The sequence below is a fragment of the Tatumella sp. UBA2305 genome (assembly GCF_002345795.1).
GTDB lineage: Bacteria > Pseudomonadota > Gammaproteobacteria > Enterobacterales > Enterobacteriaceae > Tatumella > Tatumella morbirosei.
This window is the reverse complement of sequence record NZ_DDVT01000026.1, coordinates 40,548-60,629: the sequence shown is the minus strand read 5'-3', so window position 1 is coordinate 60,629 and position 20,082 is coordinate 40,548. Positions and strand designations below refer to the sequence as shown.

Below are 20,082 nucleotides of genomic sequence, written 5' to 3'. Positions count from 1 at the left end.
CTATTTTCTTTGACAATTCATGCTAAATTCCGGGTACGGAACTCTTAGCCAGGACTCAGTGTTCAGGATCGTCCGTTTTCGGAGGGTCAAAAAAATGGCACAATAGAGACAAATTCAGGGGAAATGATTCTCTTGCCAGGATAAAAACATGGATAAAAATACAGATTATGACTCAATTACCTCAATTTAGCCGCAGCCTGCTTCATCCACGATACTGGTTTACCTGGGTTGGAATTGGTTTGTTGTACCTGTTGGTATTACTGCCTTACCCGGTTCTGCATTTCATTGGCAGTAATCTGGGACGTTTGTCGATGCGTTTTCTGAAGAGCCGGGTCAAAACGGCCAGACGTAACCTGGAACTCTGTTTCCCAACCATGCCGGTGGCCGATCGTGAAGCATTGCTGGTGCATAATTTTGAATCTGTAGGTATGGGTCTGATGGAAACCGGCATGGCATGGTTTTGGCCGGAATGGCGTATCCGTAAATGGTTTAGGGTCTCGGGACTGGAACATATTGATAATGCGCTAGCCTCTGGCCGGGGTGTCCTGCTGATTGGTATGCATTTTCTGACGCTGGAGCTGGGCGCGCGTATTTTTGGCGTCTTTAATCCGGGGATTGGGGTTTACCGACCAAATGACAATAAGCTGTTGGACTGGCTGCAAACTTATGGACGGATGCGGTCGAACAAAGACATGATAGACCGCAAAGATATTAAAGGGATGATTCGCTCACTGAAAGCGAACCAGATTATCTGGTATGCCCCGGATCATGATTATGGCCCACGAGCCAGTGTGTTTGCGCCCTTCTTTGGTGTGAATACGGCCGCGACGACCCGGGGAACTTATATGCTGCTCCGAACCAGCCACCCGACCGTGATTCCTTTTGTTCCGCGCCGGTTACCAAATGGCCGTGGGTACGAAATGGTGATCTTGCCGGATGCCAGTGATTCAATTCCTCTCACCAATGAGGTGGCGACAGCAACGCGGATGAATCAGATTGTTGAAGAGGCTATATTGATGGCACCCGACCAGTATATGTGGCTGCACCGTCGTTTTAAAACCCGTCCGGAAGGTGAACCTTCACTTTACTGATTTTGTGAACGTATTCTGTACCCAACAGAGTACGTTTATTTTTCCTCTCCCCTCGCCGGTTGTCCGGCGCGTATTTTGATCTATGCTTTAGTTTTCTCTCACCGACAACCCGAGGTCTTGCTATGGATCTTTACTTAACCCTGACAGAAGCTATTGAAGCTGCACGCGAAGCCTATCTGGCAAACACACCTGATGAGGATTCTGATCCGGAGATTAGTCAGTTATCGCTGCAAAAATATGTCATGCAGGACGGTGACATCATGTGGCAGGCTGAATTTTCCAGTGAAGAAAATGAAGAACAGAGTGAATGTCTGCCGCTTCTGTACGATGAAGCCGCACAGGCCGTCTGGTCTGGTGACTTTGAGCCTACAGAACTGGAGCAGGAATGGCAGGAAGAGAATACGCTGCACGAATGGGATGAAGGTGAATTTCAGCTGTCTCCCCCGACAGATACCGAAGAAGGCGCCACAGCGACAGATGAATGGAGTGATGATGACAGTGAATCTGAACGCTGGTAGCCATGTCCATAGGACGGGTCAGTCGTAAGCGCCGTGTTTTGCGTCCACCGGCAGCAATAAGGTATCTACAATCAGTGATAATGGCAGATCAAGCAAAGTCACATAACGCCATGCGCCGTCACGCATATCCCACTGGACACCAGGATAATACTGGTGTCCGTGCCCCTGTCCCGGCATTGTGCGACTGATGATACTGCCACAACCGGTCAGTAACATCATGCAGGCAACTATCATTATAACTTTCATTATTCAACAACCCTTTACTCCGGACAGGCCGTTAGTCTAGCCCGGTTTTAACGACCTTTCCGATAAGGAATCGTCTGTTATATCCCGGTATTGTGTTAATTCGCCTTTCTGAAGACAAAAAAAACCCCTGACAGGTTGCCAGGGGTCATTCTGTCTTAGTGTTACGGATGAGGTAACGCTGCCGGGTTGAGCGTATCTTTCTGATAGCTGCTGAGCCACTGGTGATACTTCTCACCCGACTCCCATAACCGGCTATGCACCCGCGCAAGTACCACCGGATCACTGATAATACCTAACCGTTGATCACGGTTCAGTTTTTCCGGCGCATCGCTGAGTGCCTGATCGACCCTGCGGTCTCTGGCATGATCCAATAGCTGACTTTGCTTATGACGGGAAGTCGCCATTGCGGTGGCCAGCGCATTAAATGCCGGGTTAAACAAGGCATGCATAAAGCCATTGTCCAGTGCTCTTCCACGGTTAAGTTGCAGATAAGCATCGGTATCGACCAGCTCTTTCGGTGGATCATACTCTTCCGGAATCAGGAACAGTTTGGCACGCTGAGTTTTCAGGCCAATCGTAGCACGGCTCGAAATCACCGAAACAAACGGTGATAAAATCAGCGAGAAGACAATGGGTGCCAGCCACCACAGGAAATTCAGGTCCAGATAACCCATCCCCCATGCCCAGATAATCCCCAAGGCCATCTGCGAACCATGACGGGCAAACGCTTCTCTCCAGGGGGTAGCATCATCATCACGTTGAGGTGAGTTCCAGACCGCTTCCCATCCCAGGAAGGCGCTAACCACAAACACGGTATGAAACAACATCCGCACCGGTGCCAGTAACACGGAAAACAGCATTTCCAGCATCAGAGAGATAAACAATCGCACCGGACCACCATAAGCTTTCGAGCCTTTAAACCAGATAAGAATAATACTTAACAGTTTTGGCAGGAACAGCAACACCAGAGTGGTTGAGAACAAAGCAATCGCCAGTTCAGGCCGCCATTGTGGCCATACCGGGAATAGCTGTCTCGGTTGCAGGAAGTATTGCGGCTCAATCAGTGTGTGGACCACCTGCAAAGCGGTAGACAACGCCAGGAACATGAACCACAACGGCGCAGACAGATATGACATCACCCCGGTCAGGAAGACGGCACGATGAACCGGATGCATCCCCTTAACCAAAAACAACCGGAAATTCATCAGGTTACCGTGACACCAGCGGCGGTCACGTTTCAGTTCATCCAGCAGATTGGGCGGCAGTTCCTCATAGGAACCCGGCAGATCATACGCGATCCACACCCCCCAACCGGCACGACGCATCAGTGCTGCTTCTACAAAGTCGTGTGACAGAATAGAGCCGGCAAATGAACCTTCTCCGGGTAAAGGAGCCAGCGCACAGTGCTCGATAAAGGGCTTCACACGAATAATGGCGTTGTGGCCCCAGTAGTGTGACTCTCCCAGTTGCCAGAAATGCAGGCCTGCGGTAAATAACGGACCATACACACGGGTGGCAAATTGCTGACAGCGTGCATACAGAGTATCCATACCTGACGCTTTAGGTGCCGACTGGATGATACCGGCATTAGGATTCGCTTCCATCATACGAACCAGGCCTGTCAGACATTCTCCACTCATCACACTATCGGCATCCAGTACCACCATATAGCTGTACGCGCTGCCCCAGCGACGGCAAAAGTCGTCAATGTTGCCGCTTTTACGTTTTACGCGGCGACGGCGGCGGCGGTAAAAGATCTTACCTGCCCCGCCGACATCGCGGACCAGTTCCATCCAGGCTTTCTGTTCTGCGATCGCAATATCCGCATCATAACTGTCACTCAGAATGTAGACGTCGAAATGTTCACTATTACCGGTACGGACCACTGATTCCCAGGTCGCACGCAACCCGGCAAATACTCGTTCGACGTCTTCATTGCAGATAGGCATGATCAGCGCCGTGCGATGTTCCGGATTGAGTGGCTCATCGCCGGTGGTGGAATAAGAAATACTGTACTTATCCCGGCCAATCATCAGCTGTAAAAAGCCCATCAGCGCGGTCCAGAAACCAGCCGAAACCCAGCAGAACAGGATAGCAAACAGAATCAGTATCCCGGTTTGCAGTACATAGGGCAGTAACTGCAGCACCGTCTGTTCCCAACTCTGGCTCAGCAGATCAGAGGAATCAATCATCCCCCATCCCTGGTAAGGCAGAATGGTCTTCATGTACCAGGTCGCAACCACCGTCTGAATCATGGTCAGAAGCAGCAGAATGTAGCGACGGACCGTCCCGACATTACGCCATTTCTCTTCAGCAATCCGCTCATCAATGCTAGCCTGATCATGATGGACATGCTTTTTCGCCCGTCCACGCATCGCTCCCCACATCCGGGTAATCGGGTTGGTTTCCCAGGGATCAGGATACATCCCGGCCCGCTTCACCGGAGGCGTCGCTTTCAGGGTCGTCCGGTCCAGATCATCTTTACCGAACTGATGACCCTCATCGACAGAGTCCGGCCAGGCCATCTGAACCCTGGCGGAAACCGACTTCAGCGGCGCATCATCTTCGCGCTCACTGGCGGCGTTGTCATGACCAAGTTGCTGCTGAAAATCCGCGAAACTGCCCTGGGCGGATGATCGCAGGTGTGCCTGCTCCGTCGCTGACAGCGGCAGAGCCTCGGCATATTTTTCGGGAGTAAAAGTTGATTTATTCATTGGCTGGTAACTGATAGCTCCAGGTTTCCGTCAACGTTTTATCGCCACTCACTAACGCAGCGCGCATTTCGGTAGTCTTTTTCGGGTCTTTCACTTTAACCCGCAAGACCAGACGCCAGCCTTTAGTGACCGGGTTATAACGGACATTTTGTTCAACCACATCGCCGTTATCTCCGATACTCACCTGAGGTGACACCTGAGTATCCTCAGGAAGTTTGCTCATCGCAGTGCCTTTAAAATCAATCACAAATGCGATAGAACCATCCGGCTGGCGAACCAGATTCGATTGCTTAACATCCCCTGCTGAACGCAACGTATCCTGGACCCAGGCGACATCCGGTGAATGAAGCTCAGATTCGTTGCGGGTAAAGTGCAAACGGTAGTTAAAATCAGTCTCTTTACCAGGTTGTGGCATTTTCTCCGGCGACCAGAAAGCCACGATATTATCGTTGGTTTCATCGTTCGTCGGAATCTCAACCAGCTCTACGTGGCCTTTCCCCCAGTCACCCTGAGGTTCAACCCAGCCACTTGGGCGCAAATCATAACGATCATCCAGATCCTGATAATGACTAAAGTCACGGTTTCTCTGCAACAGACCAAAACCTTTCGGATTTTCCAGCGTATAAATGCTGACGGCCAGACGTTTCGGATTATTCAGAGGACGCCAGATCCACTCGCCGTTACCGTTATGGATGGATAAACCATCGGAATCATGCAGTTCGTTACGGTAATTTATGTTCGGAGAAGGCTGATTCGCCCCAAACAGGAACATACTGGTCAGCGGAGCAATACCCAGTTTGCCTACATTATCCCGCAGGAAGATTTTAGACTGAACATCCACAGTAGTCTCTTTGCCCGGATGCAACACAAACCGGTATGCCCCGGTTGCCCGTGGGGAGTCCAGCAATGCATAGATAACCAACTGCTTGTCCTGAGGTTTTGGACGTTCAATCCAGAACTCTTTAAATCTCGGGAACTCTTCACCCGAAGGCAAGGCGGTATCTATGGCCAGGCCACGCGCCGACAGACCATAAACCTGGCCGGCCCCGATGACACGGAAATAACTGGCCCCCAGGAAACTGGTGATTTCATCCAGTTTATTTTTGTTGTTCAACGGGTAAAGCACTTTAAATCCGGCAAAACCCAGATTTTTAACCGCATCGGCATCATGCGGAATGTTAGCAAAATCAAAATAATCCGGGCTGTATTTGATTTCCCGCACCGAAGAAGCGGTCACTTCATTCAGTTTCACCGGCAGGTCAAAGTACATCCCCTGATGATAGAATTCGAGTTTGAAAGGCGTGCGCAATTTTCCCCAGTACGCTTTGTCACGGCGGAACTGAATCTTCTGATAATCAGCAAATTTCATATCGCGGAACTGGGAAGGCAGATTACTTTTAGGTGCGTCGTAGCTTTTATCCGCCAGAGATTTCGCTTGTTTAGCAACGTCATTGAGATCAAATGCCCAACTGCTATTGGCATACATGGCAAACAGGACTGCAGCACCAACCCAGTGCATTTTCATCAACCCTGATTTTTTATGTTCTTTAGTAAGCACATCTCCCCCTTGCGTGCGTGTGCCTGAATCAATCGCGCTCATAGTAATGGATTATTTGAGATTCTGACAGCGGTGGCGACAGATTGTCCTCAATGATCTTCATGAACGCTTTTTTTTAAGAATATTGAACGAAACCCGGCCCCCCGGACACTTGTCTGATACAATTATAGTATGATTTTTCCGGTGCTTACTGCCGGAAAGTTCTAATTTATCTGACGAGTGAGTTTTATGGTTAATGCGAAACCCCCGCGGGAGTATTTTCTGGATTCTATCAGGGCCGCGCTGATGTTACTTGGTGTCCCTTTTCATGTGTCGCTGATCTACTCAAGCCAGAAATGGACCGTCAATAGCCCGGTGGATTCACTGTGGCTGACCTTGTTTAACGAATTTATTCACTCTTTCCGGATGCAGGTATTTTTTGTGATTTCCGGTTATTTTTCCTACATGCTGTATTTACGCTATCAGCCGTTACGCTGGCTGAAAGTCAGGATGGAGCGCGTCGGCATCCCATTCCTGGCCGCCATACCGCTTATCACTCTTCCGCAATTCTTTATGCTAAAGCATCTGTCCGACAAATTTACTGACTGGCCACAACTCACTACCTACCAACATTATAATACGTTGGTGTGGGAGCTGATTTCGCATCTGTGGTTTTTACTGGTCCTGTTGTTGCTGACAGCCTCAGGGTTACTGCTGTTCTCGGTCGTCAAAAAATACCAGCAACGTCTGAGCACACTGACCATGACCTGGCCGCGGATTTTTCTGGCGTTAGCGGTCTGTATGTGTGGCTGGGCAGTCTTACGTCGGCTGTTGCTGTGGCAACTCCCAGGTCTGTTGGGCGATGGCTTGTTTAATATTGCGGTGATGCAGTCACTGTTCTATCTGCCATTCTTTTTGCTCGGTGCCATTGCCTGGACTAACCCGGAGGCCAAGGCACTGTTTGTTCGGCCACACCCTCCCATCTGGTTCGCCGCGGTACTGGTATTTATCGCCTATCACCTGAATCAGCAATACAGTTCCGGTGATGGCTGGCTCTATGAACTGGATGCGCTGATTTCTATGGCCATGGGTCTGTGCATGCTGAATATATGTTTCAGCCTCGGTCACCGTTTTCTCAACAGTTCCTCTGCCACCGTGATGTATCTGGTCAATGCTTCCCTGTTTATTTATCTGGTGCACCATCCGTTGACACTGATGTTTGGTTTGTTTTTAATGCCTTACATCCATAATGATACTCTGGGATTTTTTGTCGGTTTATTCTGCGTATTTGGGGTCTCATTCCTGCTGTATGAAATTCATTTACTTATTCCGTTATTGCGTTTCCTGTTTTCAGGCAAGCCCACAAAACCCTAATCTCCCGGCCTCCCGACAAGGGAGGCCAGCCACAGCCCTGTTTCAACTGGCTGAAAACAGGGTTGATCATATATAATCCCATGATTACCCCTTCAGGTAGTACTCACCCCTTTACCCGTGACCGATAATGAGTTTCCAATCCTATGAATCAGGAAAATAGCCCGGCATCTGCCACTGTAACACCCCACCATTCACCCGGAGTCACCTCAGTATTGCGATCTCCGGCATTAATGACCCGCGAATGTCTTGCCGGGGTAATCACTGCCCTGGCACTCATTCCTGAAGTGATTTCATTTTCGGTGGTTTCCGGCGTTGCGCCACAGGTTAGCCTGATAGCTTCGGTAGTGATTTGTCTGACCCTCAGTATTTTGGGGGGGCGTCCTGCGATGGTCAGTGCTGCCGCAGGTTCGGTTGCGTTAGTCATAGGCCCGATGGTTCATCAACACGGAATTCACTATATCCTGCCAACCGTGGTGTTGGCGGGAATTCTGCAGATTATATTTGGCCTCTCAGGGATGACCCGCATGATGCGTTATATCCCACGCTCGGTGATGACCGGTTTTGTGAATGCTTTGGGAATACTGATTTTTTTCGCCCAGGTCCCCCATGTCTGGGGCCAATCCCCTGTTGTCTGGGTGTTTTTTGCCATCACCCTGGCGGTGGTTTTGCTGTTACCCCGGGTATTCACTGCTGTCCCTGCCCCACTGATAGCCATTGTTTTGGTCACCGCCATCACCTGGGGAACGGGTTACTCCGTACCTAACGTCGGGGATGAAGGCTCCATGAGTGGCGGCTTGCCTGGCCTGACCCAGCTGTTGGTTCCCCTGAATATCACCACTCTACAGATTATCTGGCCAACCGCCGTGAGTGTGGCACTGGTCGGGATGATAGAAACCTTGCTTACGGCAAAGGTGGTGGATGATCTGACCGATACGCCCTCTTCAAAACTGCGCGAAGCGACCGGACTGGGTATTGCTAACATCTTTGCCGGATTTTACGGTGGAATCGCCGGATGCGCTATGATTGGTCAGACCATCGTCAACGTCGGTCTTGGTAAAGCAAGAAGTCGTATTTCGACCCTGGTCGCGGGTTTAGTCCTGTTGTTACTGGTGAGTGTGTTGAGCCGGGTACTGGCCCATATCCCGATGGTGGTACTGGCCGCGATTATGATGGTCGTGGCAGTGAAGACACTGAACTGGCACAGCATCAGCCCGCAAACACTGAAACGGTTTCCGGTATCTGAAACATTCATCATGCTGGCTACTGTCGGTATCACTGTGGCGACCGGCAATCTGGCGTTAGGCGTCGTCAGCGGAGTCCTGCTGGCTATACTGTGGTTTGCCCGTCGACTCAGCCATGTCATTTATGCTGAGCGGCAACTGTCTGAAGATGGCCGTTCGGTCTGTTATCGGGTACACGGGCCGCTGTTTTTTGCCAGCAGTAATGATCTGTATGAACATTTCAGTTATGCCGATGATCCTTCCGACGTCACTATCGATCTTTCTTCTGCTGTTATCTGGGATGCTTCCACCGTAGCGGCTCTGGATGCCATTGAACAACGCTATCAGCGTTATCATGCCAGGGTCACGATTATCGGTCTGAACGGGCGCAGTAAAGAGCTCCACCAGCGCCTGAGCGGTAATCTTGGCTGAATGATCACTGCACAACCGGTGGTAATCAGTGCACCTGAATGATGCACTGATTACCGCTTTCCCTGTGGCCTGAGATGCTCCAACGGTAGTTATTCCTTCTCTCTGAAGATTGGCACGCTTTCTGCTTAGTGGTTGGTATACAAGTTTGAATACCACTTTCGCTATCAGGAGATGCCCATGACCCGGGATAAAAACAACAACCATTCTGCACAACGCCGTCGCTTCCTTCAGCTGTCAGGTCTGGCTCTGGGTGGGCTGGCACTGAATCCGCTGGCCGGAATCAGCCAGGCCTTTGCCGCGGATGACGAAATACTGATCGGCTACTGGCCGATTGTCGGCGGACTGCCGCTGTATGCAGGGATAGAAAAAGGTATTTTCAAACAGGCCGGGCTGAATGTCAGGGCCGTCAAATTTGCCAGCCCCCAGCAGGTGGTGGAATCCATGCTGACCGGCCGAATTCATGGTTGTGCCAACGGAACCGCGACAGGCGCGCTGGGACTGGGTGAAATCTCCAGTCCGGGACTGTTCAAAATCATCTGCGCGAATCCGTCAAATAAGAATATGGTGCTGGATGAGTTCCTGATTCCGGCCAACAGCACCGCCAAAAGCATCGCTGATCTTAAAGGCAAGAAAATAGCCAGTGGCCCGGGCATTCAGAATGTCACTATGGCGAAAATCATTCTTGAGAAAAATGGTTTTGAAAATCCACAGATTATCGAGTTACCGGTTGGACAACATGCCCCGTCACTGGCCGCAGGCCAGATTGACGGGGTCTATACCCTGGAGCCCACCGGGACGGTGGCTCGGGTCAACCATATGGGGAAAGTCCTGGAAACCGGCGTCATCTCCCGCTATGTCCTGGGAGATGAAAACGCGCCCTGGTTCGGTGGTGCTGCCGCACTCACCAGCCAGTTTATTAGTTCACAGTCTGCTAAAGCACAAGCGTTTATCAAAGCCTACGGAGATGCCGCTGATTTTGTCACTAAAAACCCGGACCAGGCACGTAAATATATCGCCGGTTATACCAGTATCACTCCGGCACTGGTCAGCGAAGTCCCCTTACCCGGCTTTGTGATGTACCCGCAACTAACCGGCGATAATTTGCAATGGTTCCAGAAATTCTATGATGTCTTTACGGAACGTAAGATTTTTCGCCAGAAAGTGGACGTTAGCAGCCTGATCTATCGCGCATAAGGAGTAGCCATGACCCGTTTTCGTGCCGAAACCTTTTTACCGCTGATAGGCCCGGTGGTGTTGTTGCTGCTGTGGCAGACCGCAGTCAGTGCCCGATGGTTAAACCCTGTATTACTGCCAGCGCCACTGGAGACGCTTTCATACCTTTACCATGCGTTAATCAGTGGCAGCATGAATACCGATATTGCGGCCACACTATACCGGACCCTGATGGCGTTCGTGATTGCAGCAGCCATCGGTGTGCCTCTCGGGGTGATGCTCGGTAGCAGCGAGAAAGTGTATCGCAGTGTTGAATTCCTGGTGGATTTCTTCCGCTCCACCCCCTCTTCAGCACTCATCCCCTTGTTTATGCTGATTTTCGGGATCACAGATGCCAACAAAATCGCGATTGCTGCGTTTGCTGCCGTACTGGTGATTTTATTTAACAGTGCCTATGGGGTGATGAATGCCCGTAAAACCCGCATTATGGCAGCCCGGGTGATGGGGGTTTCCTCATGGCATGTATTCAAGGATGTGATGCTGATTGAAAGTCTGCCCCAAACTTTTGTCGGTCTGCGTACCGGCGTCTCGATGGCACTGGTGATTGTGATTGTGGCCGAAATGTTTATCGGTTCAGAGACCGGGCTGGGTCACCGGATCATCGATGCTCAACAGTTATTTAATATCAATGATATGTATGCCTCTATCCTGTTTACCGGGGCTTTTGGCTATCTGTTGAACCTCGCATTCTTACTTATCGAGAAACGCTTTATCCACTGGAGTGGGAAATCATGAGTCTGCCTGATTATGCAAAACCGGATTCGCAGGTCTCGGTACGGGGGCTGTGTAAAAGCTTTGCCGGACAACCTCTGTATCAGAACTTTAATCTGGACCTGCCGCGTGGAAAAATCATTTCGGTGTTCGGTCCAAATGGTTGCGGTAAATCCACCCTGATGAATATGATTGCCGGCCTGATGCCGATGGATAGTGGTCAGGTCCTGTTTGATGGTAAAACACTGACAGAAACCCGTATCGGTTACGTATTCCAGAATTACCGCGATGCGTTGTTTCCATGGATGACCAGTTGGAAAAACATCGCTTATCCGTTAATCCGCCATGGTTACAGTAAAGCTCAGGTCAAAGCCCGTGTTGATGAACTGGCAGCGCTGTTTGATATTCGCTTCGATTTACAGCGCTATCCGTATGAGCTTTCCGGCGGACAGCAGCAGACGGTGTGTATCATGCGCGCGCTGGCTATTTCTCCGGAAGTGCTGTTCCTGGATGAACCCTTTTCTGCGCTGGATTTCGAAATGACGCTGTTCATCAGAGATAAGCTACAACAGGTGCAGATGGCTACCGGCATCACCATGTTTATTGTTTCTCATGATCTGGAAGATGCTGTTTTTCTCGCCGATGAGATTTTGTTGCTGACACGGCGTCCGACCCGGATTGCGGAAATTGTACCTTTCGGCTTATCACGACCACGCACTGCAGAAGCCATGAGCGACCCGGAGTTTATCCGCGTAAAAGCCCATACTTTGCAGGTATTTAAACGGGAAATGGCCGCAATATAGGCCGTTTCAGGAGTGACCCTGTTTGCTGCAATCCCGGACAAGCAGGGTTAATGTTGTAACACTCCGGAGCAGGTTAAGAACAAAAAGTGCTTTTTTCCTTCCTTAACATCAATTCTTTTTAACAAACTCTTTTCTTTTGATTATAGAATGTGACTTCCATCACAAGTAGAATGACAGATGTGGATTTCCAATGAAGCAAATATTTGAGCAAAGTCAAACCGATCTACCGGAAAATGGAACCGGTTCCAGTCGCAGGGGATTTATTAAATCCGCCCTGGTGTTAACTGCCAGTGGTCTGGTGGCTTCTCTGCCATTACGAAGTTTTGCCAGCAGTGTGGTTCATGGTGGCGATACAACTCAGGACTTTATCAGTGTTTCGCAGGCAATCACCGAACACAAACATATCAACCCTCAGTTGGCCGCTCACTTCCTGAGCGCGTTTATCAAACGGGACAATCAGTTCAGCAGCAAAATTACCCGGCTTGCGCAGTTGTATCAGACGGGCGATACCGCCATTGCTTTTAAAGACAAAGCAGTGGCCGCCGGCCTGGGTGATTTTCTGCAGCAAATCGTAACCTCCTGGTATACCGGTACGATTGGTGACGACTACAAAGGTACCCTCGTTGCGTATAAAGAAGCATTAATGTACGACACCGTCAGCGATGGATTAGTGGTCCCCACCTACTGCGGCAATGGTCCGCTTTGGTGGACAGTGCCCGTACCCGACCCTCTCGATCCTGAACTGATCGACAACCTGTAAATAAAACTTAAAAACAGAACGATGATGATGAAAAAACCTGAATTTACTGCGGGCGGCGATGCCTCCGCGGATATTGTTATTGTGGGCTCCGGTATTGTTGGCGGACTGATTGCAGACAGGCTGGTCAGTCAGGGATATTCAGTACTGATACTCGAAGCCGGGTTACGAATCAGCCGTGCTCAGGCCGTAGAAAACTGGCGTAATATGCCGTTTGCTAACCGCGCCGGTTCAGATTTCCAGGGCTTATATCCGCAGTCGCCACTGGCACCTGCCCCGCTCTACTTTCCACCGAATAACTATGTCAATGTCACCGGTCCAAGTGCCGGTAGCTTCCAGCAAGGCTACCTGCGTACTGTCGGAGGCACCACCTGGCACTGGGCTGCCTCCTGCTGGCGTCACCACCCAAGTGACTTTGTGATGAAAAGTAAATACGGCGTGGGCCGTGACTGGCCAATCTCTTATGACGAGATGGAACCCTGGTACTGCGAAGCGGAATATGAAATTGGTGTCGCGGGCCCGAGCGATCCCTCTATGCAGTCACCCAGTGAACGTAGCCGGCCTTATCCGATGGATATGGTACCCTTTGCCCACGGCGATACTTATTTTGCCAGCGTGGTTAACCCGCATGGCTATAATCTTGTTCCAATCCCACAAGGCCGGAGTACCCGTCCGTGGGAAGGTCGCCCGGTATGCTGTGGTAACAATAACTGCCAGCCTATCTGTCCGATTGGTGCAATGTATAACGGTATCCACCATGTTGAGCGTGCTGAGAGCAAAGGTGCGGTAGTTCTGGCGGAATCGGTGGTTTACAAAATCGATACTGATGACAATAACCGGGTCACTGCGGTGCACTGGCTGGACAATCAAGGCGCATCACACAAAGCGACCGGTAAAGCTTTCGCGTTGGCGTGTAACGGGATTGAGACGCCGCGTCTGTTGTTACAGGCAGCGAACAAAGCAAACCCGACAGGGATTGCCAACAGCTCAGATATGGTCGGTCGTAACATGATGGACCACTCCGGTTTCCACTGTAGCTTCCTGACCGAAGAACCTGTCTGGCTGGGTCGCGGCCCTGCGCAGAGTAGCTGTATGGTCGGTCCTCGTGACGGTGCATTCCGTAGCGAATATTCTGCTAACAAAATGATCCTGAATAATATTTCGAGGGTTGTTCCTGCCACCAAACAGGCTCTGGCTAAAGGTCTGGTCGGGAAAGCACTGGATGAAGAGATCCGTTACCGTTCGATTCACGGGGTCGATCTCTCCATCAGTCTGGAACCATTACCCAATCCGGAAAACCGCCTGACACTCAGCAAAACCCGGAAAGACCCTCATGGCCTGGCATGCCCTGACATTCATTACGATGTGGGTGATTATGTGCGCAAAGGCGCGACCGCGGCCCATGAGCAACTGCAACACATTGGTTCTCTGTTCAATGGCAAAGAGTTCAATATCACCACTGCGCTGAACGCGAATAACCATATTATGGGCGGAACCATCATGGGTAAAAGCGTTAAAGATGCCGTGGTCGATGGTAACTGCCGGACCTTTGACCATGAAAATTTATGGTTACCGGGTGGTGGCGCAATTCCTTCTGCCAGCGTGGTAAACAGTACTCTGAGTATGGCTGCTCTCGGTCTGAAAGCTGCACACGATATTTCCTTGCGTATGAAGGAGTTCGCATGAAACGATTCTCGCGGATAAAACTCACCTTACTGGGGCTGCTGTGCGGCGGTATGAGTTCGCTGGCGGCAAATGCGGCGGATATCGATCAGACATTACTGCAAAAAGGTGAACAGGTAGCGACAGCCTCTGACTGTCAGGCATGTCACACCGCGCCCGGCAGTAAGACAGCGTTCAGTGGCGGTTATGCGATTGCTTCGCCGATGGGGGCGATTTATTCCACCAACATTACCCCGGATCCGGCAACAGGGATCGGTAAATACACTGAACAGCAGTTTATTGAGGCGGTTCGACATGGGGTCCGGGCAGATGGTGCTCAGTTGTATCCTGCCATGCCCTATACCTCTTACCGGATGATGACAGACAGCGATGCCCATGCACTTTATTACTACTTTATGCATGGCGTGAAACCGGTTGTTCAGCAAAATACAGAAACCCGGCTCTCATTCCCGTTTAATATGCGTTTTAGCATGAAGTTCTGGAATTTGTTGTACGCGGACAACAAGACATTCCAGCCAGATGCGCAGAAAAGTGCCGAATGGAATCGCGGTAATTATCTGGTCAACGGTCTGGCGCACTGTGACACCTGCCATACGCCACGTGGCTTTATGATGAATGAGCAGACGGATCAGCCCCTGGCGGGTGCTCATCTGGGTAGCTGGTATGCGCCTAACATCACTTCAGATAAAGTCAGTGGTATTGGGGGCTGGAGTAACGATGAGATTGTGGAGTACCTGAAAACCGGTCGTGCGGCAGGTAAAAATCAGGCAGCTGGCGGGATGGCTGAAGCCGTTGAACACAGCCTGCAGTACCTGCCAGACAGTGATTTGCAGGCAATTGCCACTTATCTGAAACAAACCACACCTATTCGTACTCCTGGTGAGACTCAGGCGGCTTATAGCTATGGTTCATCTTCCACCAATGTTGATGATCAGGTGCGCGGTATGGCGCCTAATAATGCCCGTGACTCTTTAACCAGCGGTGCTGCCTTATTCAGCGGAAACTGTGCCAGCTGCCACCAGCCAGATGGTGCAGGGAGTAAGAATCAGGCCTATCCTTCGCTGTTCCATAATACTGCGACCGGGATGATTCACCCACAGAACCTGATTGCGACTATTCTGTTTGGGGTTCAACGCAACACTAAAGATCATCAGGTGCTGATGCCAGGTTTCAGTTCGCCTACCTATGTGGATAACCTGACCGATCAACAGATTGCGGATATCAGTAATTATGTCCTGCATAACTACGGTAATCCTGCGGTGACGGTGAAGGCAGGTGATGTTGCCTGGGTTCGTAAAGGTGGGCACCCTCCGGCACTCGTTGCACTGCAGCCCTATATGATTCCGGCGATGGTGGTTGGGGTAATTATTATCATCCTGTTATTGGTGGCATTCCGGTTACGTCGTAGCCGTCGCAAAGCTTAATCATCATTGAACGCTGAATTAACACCGAAATACGGGGGGCCAGTCGGCCCCCCATTTTTATGACTATTTTAACTGTTGTTGTAACTGCTGACGGGTCAGACTACTCAGGAACAGCGAGCTGCCCGGCTGAAACAGCCGCGCTTTGTCCAGACCACCGACTACCACCGGATCAAATCCGGCAGCAGTGACCAGCGATGATATCTCTTTCAAAGCTTGTTGATCATCGCCTGCCAGCGGAACCGCAAGTTTTTCTCCTGAACGGTGAGCTTCTGAACTGAGCGTCGCGGCAGCAATTGAATTAAAGCCCCGTACCAGTTTTGCGCCGGGGAATAACCCACCACTGTAAAGCCCTACCCCTTTACTGAGGGCCTGTTCGGCAACATTACCATCTCTTCCAGGATAGGGATTACTCACATCGAGTACCACTTTTCCTTTAAGTTCACTCCCGACTGATTTAGCCAGTGACGGCAGTGCTCCGTAGGGAACAGCCAGCACCACAATGTTGGCTTTTTCTGCTGCCTGTTGCACACTGGCCGCACTGGCCTGCCGGCCAAGTTCTGTTACCTGAGCCTTTAGCTGGTCCGGATGCCTTGACGATAAGATAACCGGATACCCGGCTTTACTCCACAGCGTTGCCAGCGTACCGCCCATCTGACCGGCACCGATAATACCAATCGTAGGTAATGTTTCTGCATGAGCGGCCACGACTCCGGCCAGCATCAGGCCCCCCATTAACCAACGTTTGAATCCAGTCACAAAGACCTCCTCTTTTGACGAAAAATTAATTTATGTCCTGTCCCATAACGTCATTAATGGCTGTGGCTGGCCACTGACGGGGTCCTGGTGCGGATAAGCCAGGGTATCGATACTTTTCTGCATCGCGGCCGTGGGCGCAGAACGACAAATGTCCCAGTGCTGATCCGGCGGATAGGCGCCGATAACCAGAAAGTCATCGCTGCTGCCAAGATTACAGTGACCCGTTCCGGCCGGCAGGAGTGCCACATCTCCCGCATGTACAGTCACGGTTTTCCCTCCGGGACCACCGAGCATCAATTTTGCTTCACCACCAACAAACCCCAGCACTTCATGTGCTGTGCTGTGGTAATGGTGAAAATCGAACACCCCGGCCACCCACTGGGGTGGCCAGCCATGTTGCTGAAATGCGCTTTCTGAATTTTGGGTTATATTGCCGGATAATGGCAAAACCTGGCGGTAAAGCAGTACCGGCAGATTCGGGTTATTAGGCACCCAGCCATTTGTGGATAATCTGAAATGTTCCGGAGTGATGCGGGACACTGTTTCACCACGGGCAGCCGCAGATAACAGTAATGGTGTGGTCAGAGCAATGCCGCTCATCACACGTAAAAAATCCCGGCGGGAATCGACAGACATTTTTCCCCCTTGCATTAGTTAACAGTGCCAGAGTATCCGGCACTGAGAATGACATGCGACAGACCGGTAGTGTCTGACACGAGCTGAAACGATCCTGCTCTTTCAGGTATAAAACCCGCCCGGCTATTTGTAAAGCCCGGACGGTCTGTGTTTTCCGGAAAATTGTCTCAGAAGATGTCTGAAACTGAAGAAACACAGGAGGATTGTTACGCTTTTTTGCGCCTCAACGAACTGAGATATGCCAGCAGTCCGATGATACCTAATGCTGCACCGACGCCGGCTGTAGAGGTCCACCCGTATCCGGCATCGATCACCACCCCCCCTAAAAATGCTCCTAATGCATTAGCAATATTTAATGCTGAATGATTCATTGCTGCCGCCAGAGTCTGGGCTTTACCCGCGACATCCATCAAACGAATCTGCAGGCATGGAATGAGCATCGAAGTGGTGCCAATCAGGAAAGTGGCAATCACTCCGCTCAGGGCGTGAGTTGCCATCAGCGGGAAAAGCATCATCACCACCAGATTCCACACCAGAGCCACAGTGATCCCTTTTCTGACACTCCAGTCAGAGAGCTTACCGCCGGTAGACATACCCACAATCATCCCCAGCCCGAATGCAGCCATGACCCATGGAATAGCCCAGCCAGGCATTCCTGCGACATGAACCAGCGTCGGAGTGATATAGCTGAACACCGCAAACATTCCGCCAAATCCTGCAGCTCCGGTCAGAAGCACCAGTAACACCTGAGGTGTTTTCAGGGCGGTCAGTTCATGTAACGGATGCGCGGTTTTGTCACCGGGCAAATGGGGAACATAACGGATCACCATCAGCAGTGAGATCAGCGCACAAATACCCACAAACAGGAAAGCATAATGCCAGTTAAGATGGTGGCCCATCCAGGCCGCCAGCGGTACGCCAAGTAACGTCGCGACCGTCAGACCGGTCATCATCCGCCCGATAGCTTTACCACGTTGCTCTGCCGGTACCATCGAGGCGGCCACCAGTGAAGCAATACCAAAATATGCGCCATGCGGTAATCCACTGATAAACCTTGCCAGCACAAAACTGAAATATCCCGGAACCAGGGCGCTGGCAATATTGCCTGCAGCAAATAATCCCATGAGGAAAATCAGTAAACGCTGACGTGAAGCCTGAGCACCTAATACCGCAATCAACGGTGCCCCAAAAACCACCCCCAACGCATAACTGGTAATTGCATTACCGGTACTGGTCACTGAATGTCCCAGGCCATGAGCGACATCAGGCAGCAGCCCCATAATGACAAACTCACCTGTCCCTATGGCGAATCCTCCGATAGCCATCGCCAGCAACGCCATACCGATACCCGTGTCTTTTTTTTGCACACAAACTCCAATACATTTAATTAATATTCAGTAAACAAAATTACATACATTCATGAGGTGCATCGATTTCACTGATTCGTTATTATTCCCTCACCTGTATAGTCTCATCTCTGATAAGCAAGAGTCATGTCTGGATTGATAAATAATTCGAATAAGTCCGTCTCCGCTGTCGCATTGCTGGTCGCTGGTGCTTTTTTCATGGAGTTCCTCGACGGTACCGTTATCGCTACTGCGTTACCTTATATGGCAAAAACCTTTTCCACCGAGGTCACACGACTTAATCTGGGGATCAGTGCTTATCTGCTGACCCTGGCGGTACTCATTCCGGTCAGTGGCTGGATTGCCGATCGTTATGGTGCTAAAAACGTTTTTTCTCTGGCACTGGCGATCTTCACCCTCTCTTCAGTATTGTGTGGACTGTCAGATAATCTGCCAATGTTTGTGGCGATGCGCATTCTGCAGGGTGCCGGTGGCGCACTGATGGTTCCCGTCGGACGACTGGCAGTGTTAAAGAATACGCCAAAAGATCAGTTGATCACCGCCATTGCTACCCTGACCTGGCCGGCACTGGTCGCCCCGGTTATCGGCCCCCCTCTGGGTGGCTTTATCACCGACTATTTCAACTGGCGTTGGATATTTTTCCTGAATCTGCCTCTGGGAATTGCTGGTTTCATACTGGCCCGTCGGCTCATGAAAAATAACAGCGACACGGAGAAGCGTCCGTTCGATGTGACCGGTTTTATCCTGTCAACACTGTCGATGATTGGGTTCGTCTGTAGTATGGAGATGGTCTCTTCATCGGTTCCGATGGTTCTGACCCTTGGGTTACTGATCATCAGCCTGGCCGGATTCTGGCTGAGTTACCGACATATGATCCGGGTTCCGGAACCAATGATCCGTATGGACGCCCTGGCCATTCCGACATTCAGGGCAACGCTGGTCGGAGGCTTCCTGTTCAGGGCCGCCATTTCCGCGGTACCCTTTCTGTTACCGCTGATGTTTCAGGTGGGTTTTCATATGGATGCTTTTCATTCTGGCTTACTGGTGCTGGCAGTATTTGCCGGAAACCTTGCCATTAAGCCTGCCACCACCTCAATACTCAGAGCATTTGGCTTTAAAACCGTTCTGACCATTAATGGCTTACTGAATGTTTTAGGTATGGTTATCTGTGCCTTTTTCACCGCCCAGACCCCTCATGCACTGATAATGCTGGTGTTGTTCCTTGGCGGAGTGGTCCGTTCTCTGCAATTTACCGCCATTAACACCCTGGTGTTCTGTGACGTACCTAAAGCTCAGATGAGCCATGCAAACTCCCTGTTCAGCGCCTCATCACAGTTATCGATGGGAGTAGGTATCACTTTCTGTGCACTGAGTCTGTTTCTTACACAAAAACTGAGTCACAGCGTCGAATGGTTGTCACAGCTTCCGGCGGTCAGCTTCCGCCTGTCGTTTATTGCTTTAGGGATATTATGTCTGATAGCGATGATGGACATTCTGTTACTGGAGAAGAATGCAGGGAGCCAGGTCGCGGCAGGACGTAAGTAACCTACCCGTATTGCTTGCCGGGTGCTCAGGTTCCC

At 50.8% G+C, this 20,082-nt stretch carries 17 protein-coding genes; 11 read left to right on the top strand and 6 right to left on the bottom strand.

Annotated features, from left to right (window positions below; genetic code table 11):
* The first annotated feature begins 167 nt into the window (after positions 1-167).
* On the top strand, positions 168-1,091 hold the full coding sequence (locus tag B3Z23_RS18080) for a Kdo(2)-lipid IV(A) acyltransferase (protein WP_294912690.1): 924 nt from the start codon (positions 168-170) through the stop codon (positions 1,089-1,091).
* A 122-nt stretch (positions 1,092-1,213) separates the two neighbouring features.
* Positions 1,214-1,609: a MysB family protein gene (locus B3Z23_RS18075; RefSeq protein WP_294912688.1), complete on the top strand. Its 396-nt coding sequence runs from the start codon at positions 1,214-1,216 to the stop codon at positions 1,607-1,609.
* An 18-nt stretch (positions 1,610-1,627) separates the two neighbouring features.
* Here the strand turns inward: B3Z23_RS18075 and B3Z23_RS18070 are convergent, their stop codons facing one another.
* The 3 genes from B3Z23_RS18070 to B3Z23_RS18060 all read right to left on the bottom strand — a co-directional run bounded on the left by B3Z23_RS18070 (position 1,628) and on the right by B3Z23_RS18060 (position 6,097).
* On the bottom strand, positions 1,628-1,855 hold the full coding sequence (locus B3Z23_RS18070) for a YceK/YidQ family lipoprotein (RefSeq protein ID WP_294912687.1): 228 nt from the start codon (positions 1,853-1,855) through the stop codon (positions 1,628-1,630).
* A 161-nt stretch (positions 1,856-2,016) separates the two neighbouring features.
* Entirely contained in the window at positions 2,017-4,569 is a 2,553-nt protein-coding gene (gene mdoH / locus B3Z23_RS18065) for a glucans biosynthesis glucosyltransferase MdoH (RefSeq protein ID WP_294912685.1), read from the bottom strand.
* Positions 4,562-6,097 (bottom strand): glucan biosynthesis protein G, encoded by a 1,536-nt coding sequence (locus B3Z23_RS18060; protein WP_294912816.1) that lies wholly within the window; start codon positions 6,095-6,097, stop codon positions 4,562-4,564. The genes mdoH and B3Z23_RS18060 overlap by 8 nt, the downstream gene beginning before the upstream one ends.
* 258 nt (positions 6,098-6,355) lie before the next feature.
* Between B3Z23_RS18060 and mdoC the strand changes: the two genes are divergently transcribed.
* The 8 genes from mdoC to B3Z23_RS18020 all read left to right on the top strand — a co-directional run bounded on the left by mdoC (position 6,356) and on the right by B3Z23_RS18020 (position 15,743).
* Positions 6,356-7,480 (top strand): glucans biosynthesis protein MdoC, encoded by a 1,125-nt coding sequence (gene mdoC, locus B3Z23_RS18055; protein ID WP_294912682.1) that lies wholly within the window; start codon positions 6,356-6,358, stop codon positions 7,478-7,480.
* Positions 7,481-7,623: 143 nt separating this feature from the next.
* A complete protein-coding gene (locus tag B3Z23_RS18050) occupies positions 7,624-9,132 on the top strand; it encodes a SulP family inorganic anion transporter (RefSeq protein ID WP_414716514.1) in 1,509 nt (502 codons plus the stop codon).
* A 177-nt stretch (positions 9,133-9,309) separates the two neighbouring features.
* Entirely contained in the window at positions 9,310-10,326 is a 1,017-nt protein-coding gene (locus B3Z23_RS18045; RefSeq protein WP_294912680.1) for an ABC transporter substrate-binding protein, read from the top strand.
* Positions 10,327-10,335: 9 nt separating this feature from the next.
* Entirely contained in the window at positions 10,336-11,100 is a 765-nt protein-coding gene (locus B3Z23_RS18040; RefSeq protein ID WP_294912678.1) for an ABC transporter permease, read from the top strand.
* Positions 11,097-11,879 carry an ABC transporter ATP-binding protein gene (locus B3Z23_RS18035; protein ID WP_294912675.1) on the top strand — a complete coding sequence of 261 codons (783 nt, stop codon included), beginning with the start codon at positions 11,097-11,099 and terminating at the stop codon, positions 11,877-11,879. The genes B3Z23_RS18040 and B3Z23_RS18035 overlap by 4 nt, the downstream gene beginning before the upstream one ends.
* Positions 11,880-12,069: 190 nt before the next feature.
* Positions 12,070-12,639, top strand: a complete 570-nt coding sequence (locus B3Z23_RS18030) for a sugar dehydrogenase complex small subunit (protein WP_294912673.1) — start codon at positions 12,070-12,072, stop codon at positions 12,637-12,639.
* Between the two features lie 27 nt (positions 12,640-12,666).
* Positions 12,667-14,322, top strand: a complete 1,656-nt coding sequence (locus B3Z23_RS18025) for a GMC family oxidoreductase (RefSeq protein ID WP_294912671.1) — start codon at positions 12,667-12,669, stop codon at positions 14,320-14,322.
* Entirely contained in the window at positions 14,319-15,743 is a 1,425-nt protein-coding gene (locus B3Z23_RS18020) for a c-type cytochrome (RefSeq protein WP_414716513.1), read from the top strand. Before B3Z23_RS18025 ends, B3Z23_RS18020 begins: the two co-directional genes overlap by 4 nt.
* Positions 15,744-15,806: 63 nt before the next feature.
* Here B3Z23_RS18020 and B3Z23_RS18015 read toward each other — a convergent pair whose 3' ends face one another.
* From B3Z23_RS18015 to B3Z23_RS18005, 3 genes are all read right to left on the bottom strand, one after another.
* A complete protein-coding gene (locus tag B3Z23_RS18015; RefSeq protein WP_294912669.1) occupies positions 15,807-16,499 on the bottom strand; it encodes an NADPH-dependent F420 reductase in 693 nt (230 codons plus the stop codon).
* Positions 16,500-16,529: 30 nt separating this feature from the next.
* Positions 16,530-17,135 carry a cupin gene (locus B3Z23_RS18010; RefSeq protein ID WP_294912667.1) on the bottom strand — a complete coding sequence of 202 codons (606 nt, stop codon included), beginning with the start codon at positions 17,133-17,135 and terminating at the stop codon, positions 16,530-16,532.
* A 206-nt stretch (positions 17,136-17,341) separates the two neighbouring features.
* Positions 17,342-18,502 (bottom strand): MFS transporter, encoded by a 1,161-nt coding sequence (locus tag B3Z23_RS18005; RefSeq protein WP_294912665.1) that lies wholly within the window; start codon positions 18,500-18,502, stop codon positions 17,342-17,344.
* 126 nt (positions 18,503-18,628) lie between these two features.
* On the opposite strand from B3Z23_RS18005, the gene B3Z23_RS18000 reads away from it, so the two are divergent.
* Positions 18,629-20,047 (top strand): MFS transporter, encoded by a 1,419-nt coding sequence (locus tag B3Z23_RS18000; RefSeq protein ID WP_294912663.1) that lies wholly within the window; start codon positions 18,629-18,631, stop codon positions 20,045-20,047.
* Positions 20,048-20,082 lie beyond the last annotated feature (35 nt).

Bases quoted from the DNA above. Each gene is read 5' to 3' on its own strand.
- B3Z23_RS18080 (WP_294912690.1), top strand. From the start codon at position 168: ATGACTCAATTACCTCAATTTAGCCGCAGCCTGCTTCATCCACGATAC.
- B3Z23_RS18010 (WP_294912667.1), bottom strand. From the start codon at position 17,135: ATGTCTGTCGATTCCCGCCGGGATTTTTTACGTGTGATGAGCGGCATT.
- B3Z23_RS18045 (WP_294912680.1), top strand. From the start codon at position 9,310: ATGACCCGGGATAAAAACAACAACCATTCTGCACAACGCCGTCGCTTC.
- mdoC (WP_294912682.1), top strand. From the start codon at position 6,356: ATGGTTAATGCGAAACCCCCGCGGGAGTATTTTCTGGATTCTATCAGG.
- B3Z23_RS18070 (WP_294912687.1), bottom strand. From the start codon at position 1,855: ATGAAAGTTATAATGATAGTTGCCTGCATGATGTTACTGACCGGTTGT.
- B3Z23_RS18050 (WP_414716514.1), top strand. From the start codon at position 7,624: ATGAATCAGGAAAATAGCCCGGCATCTGCCACTGTAACACCCCACCAT.
- B3Z23_RS18030 (WP_294912673.1), top strand. From the start codon at position 12,070: ATGAAGCAAATATTTGAGCAAAGTCAAACCGATCTACCGGAAAATGGA.
- B3Z23_RS18000 (WP_294912663.1), top strand. From the start codon at position 18,629: ATGTCTGGATTGATAAATAATTCGAATAAGTCCGTCTCCGCTGTCGCA.
- B3Z23_RS18035 (WP_294912675.1), top strand. From the start codon at position 11,097: ATGAGTCTGCCTGATTATGCAAAACCGGATTCGCAGGTCTCGGTACGG.
- B3Z23_RS18025 (WP_294912671.1), top strand. From the start codon at position 12,667: ATGAAAAAACCTGAATTTACTGCGGGCGGCGATGCCTCCGCGGATATT.
- mdoH (WP_294912685.1), bottom strand. From the start codon at position 4,569: ATGAATAAATCAACTTTTACTCCCGAAAAATATGCCGAGGCTCTGCCG.
- B3Z23_RS18075 (WP_294912688.1), top strand. From the start codon at position 1,214: ATGGATCTTTACTTAACCCTGACAGAAGCTATTGAAGCTGCACGCGAA.
- B3Z23_RS18040 (WP_294912678.1), top strand. From the start codon at position 10,336: ATGACCCGTTTTCGTGCCGAAACCTTTTTACCGCTGATAGGCCCGGTG.
- B3Z23_RS18020 (WP_414716513.1), top strand. From the start codon at position 14,319: ATGAAACGATTCTCGCGGATAAAACTCACCTTACTGGGGCTGCTGTGC.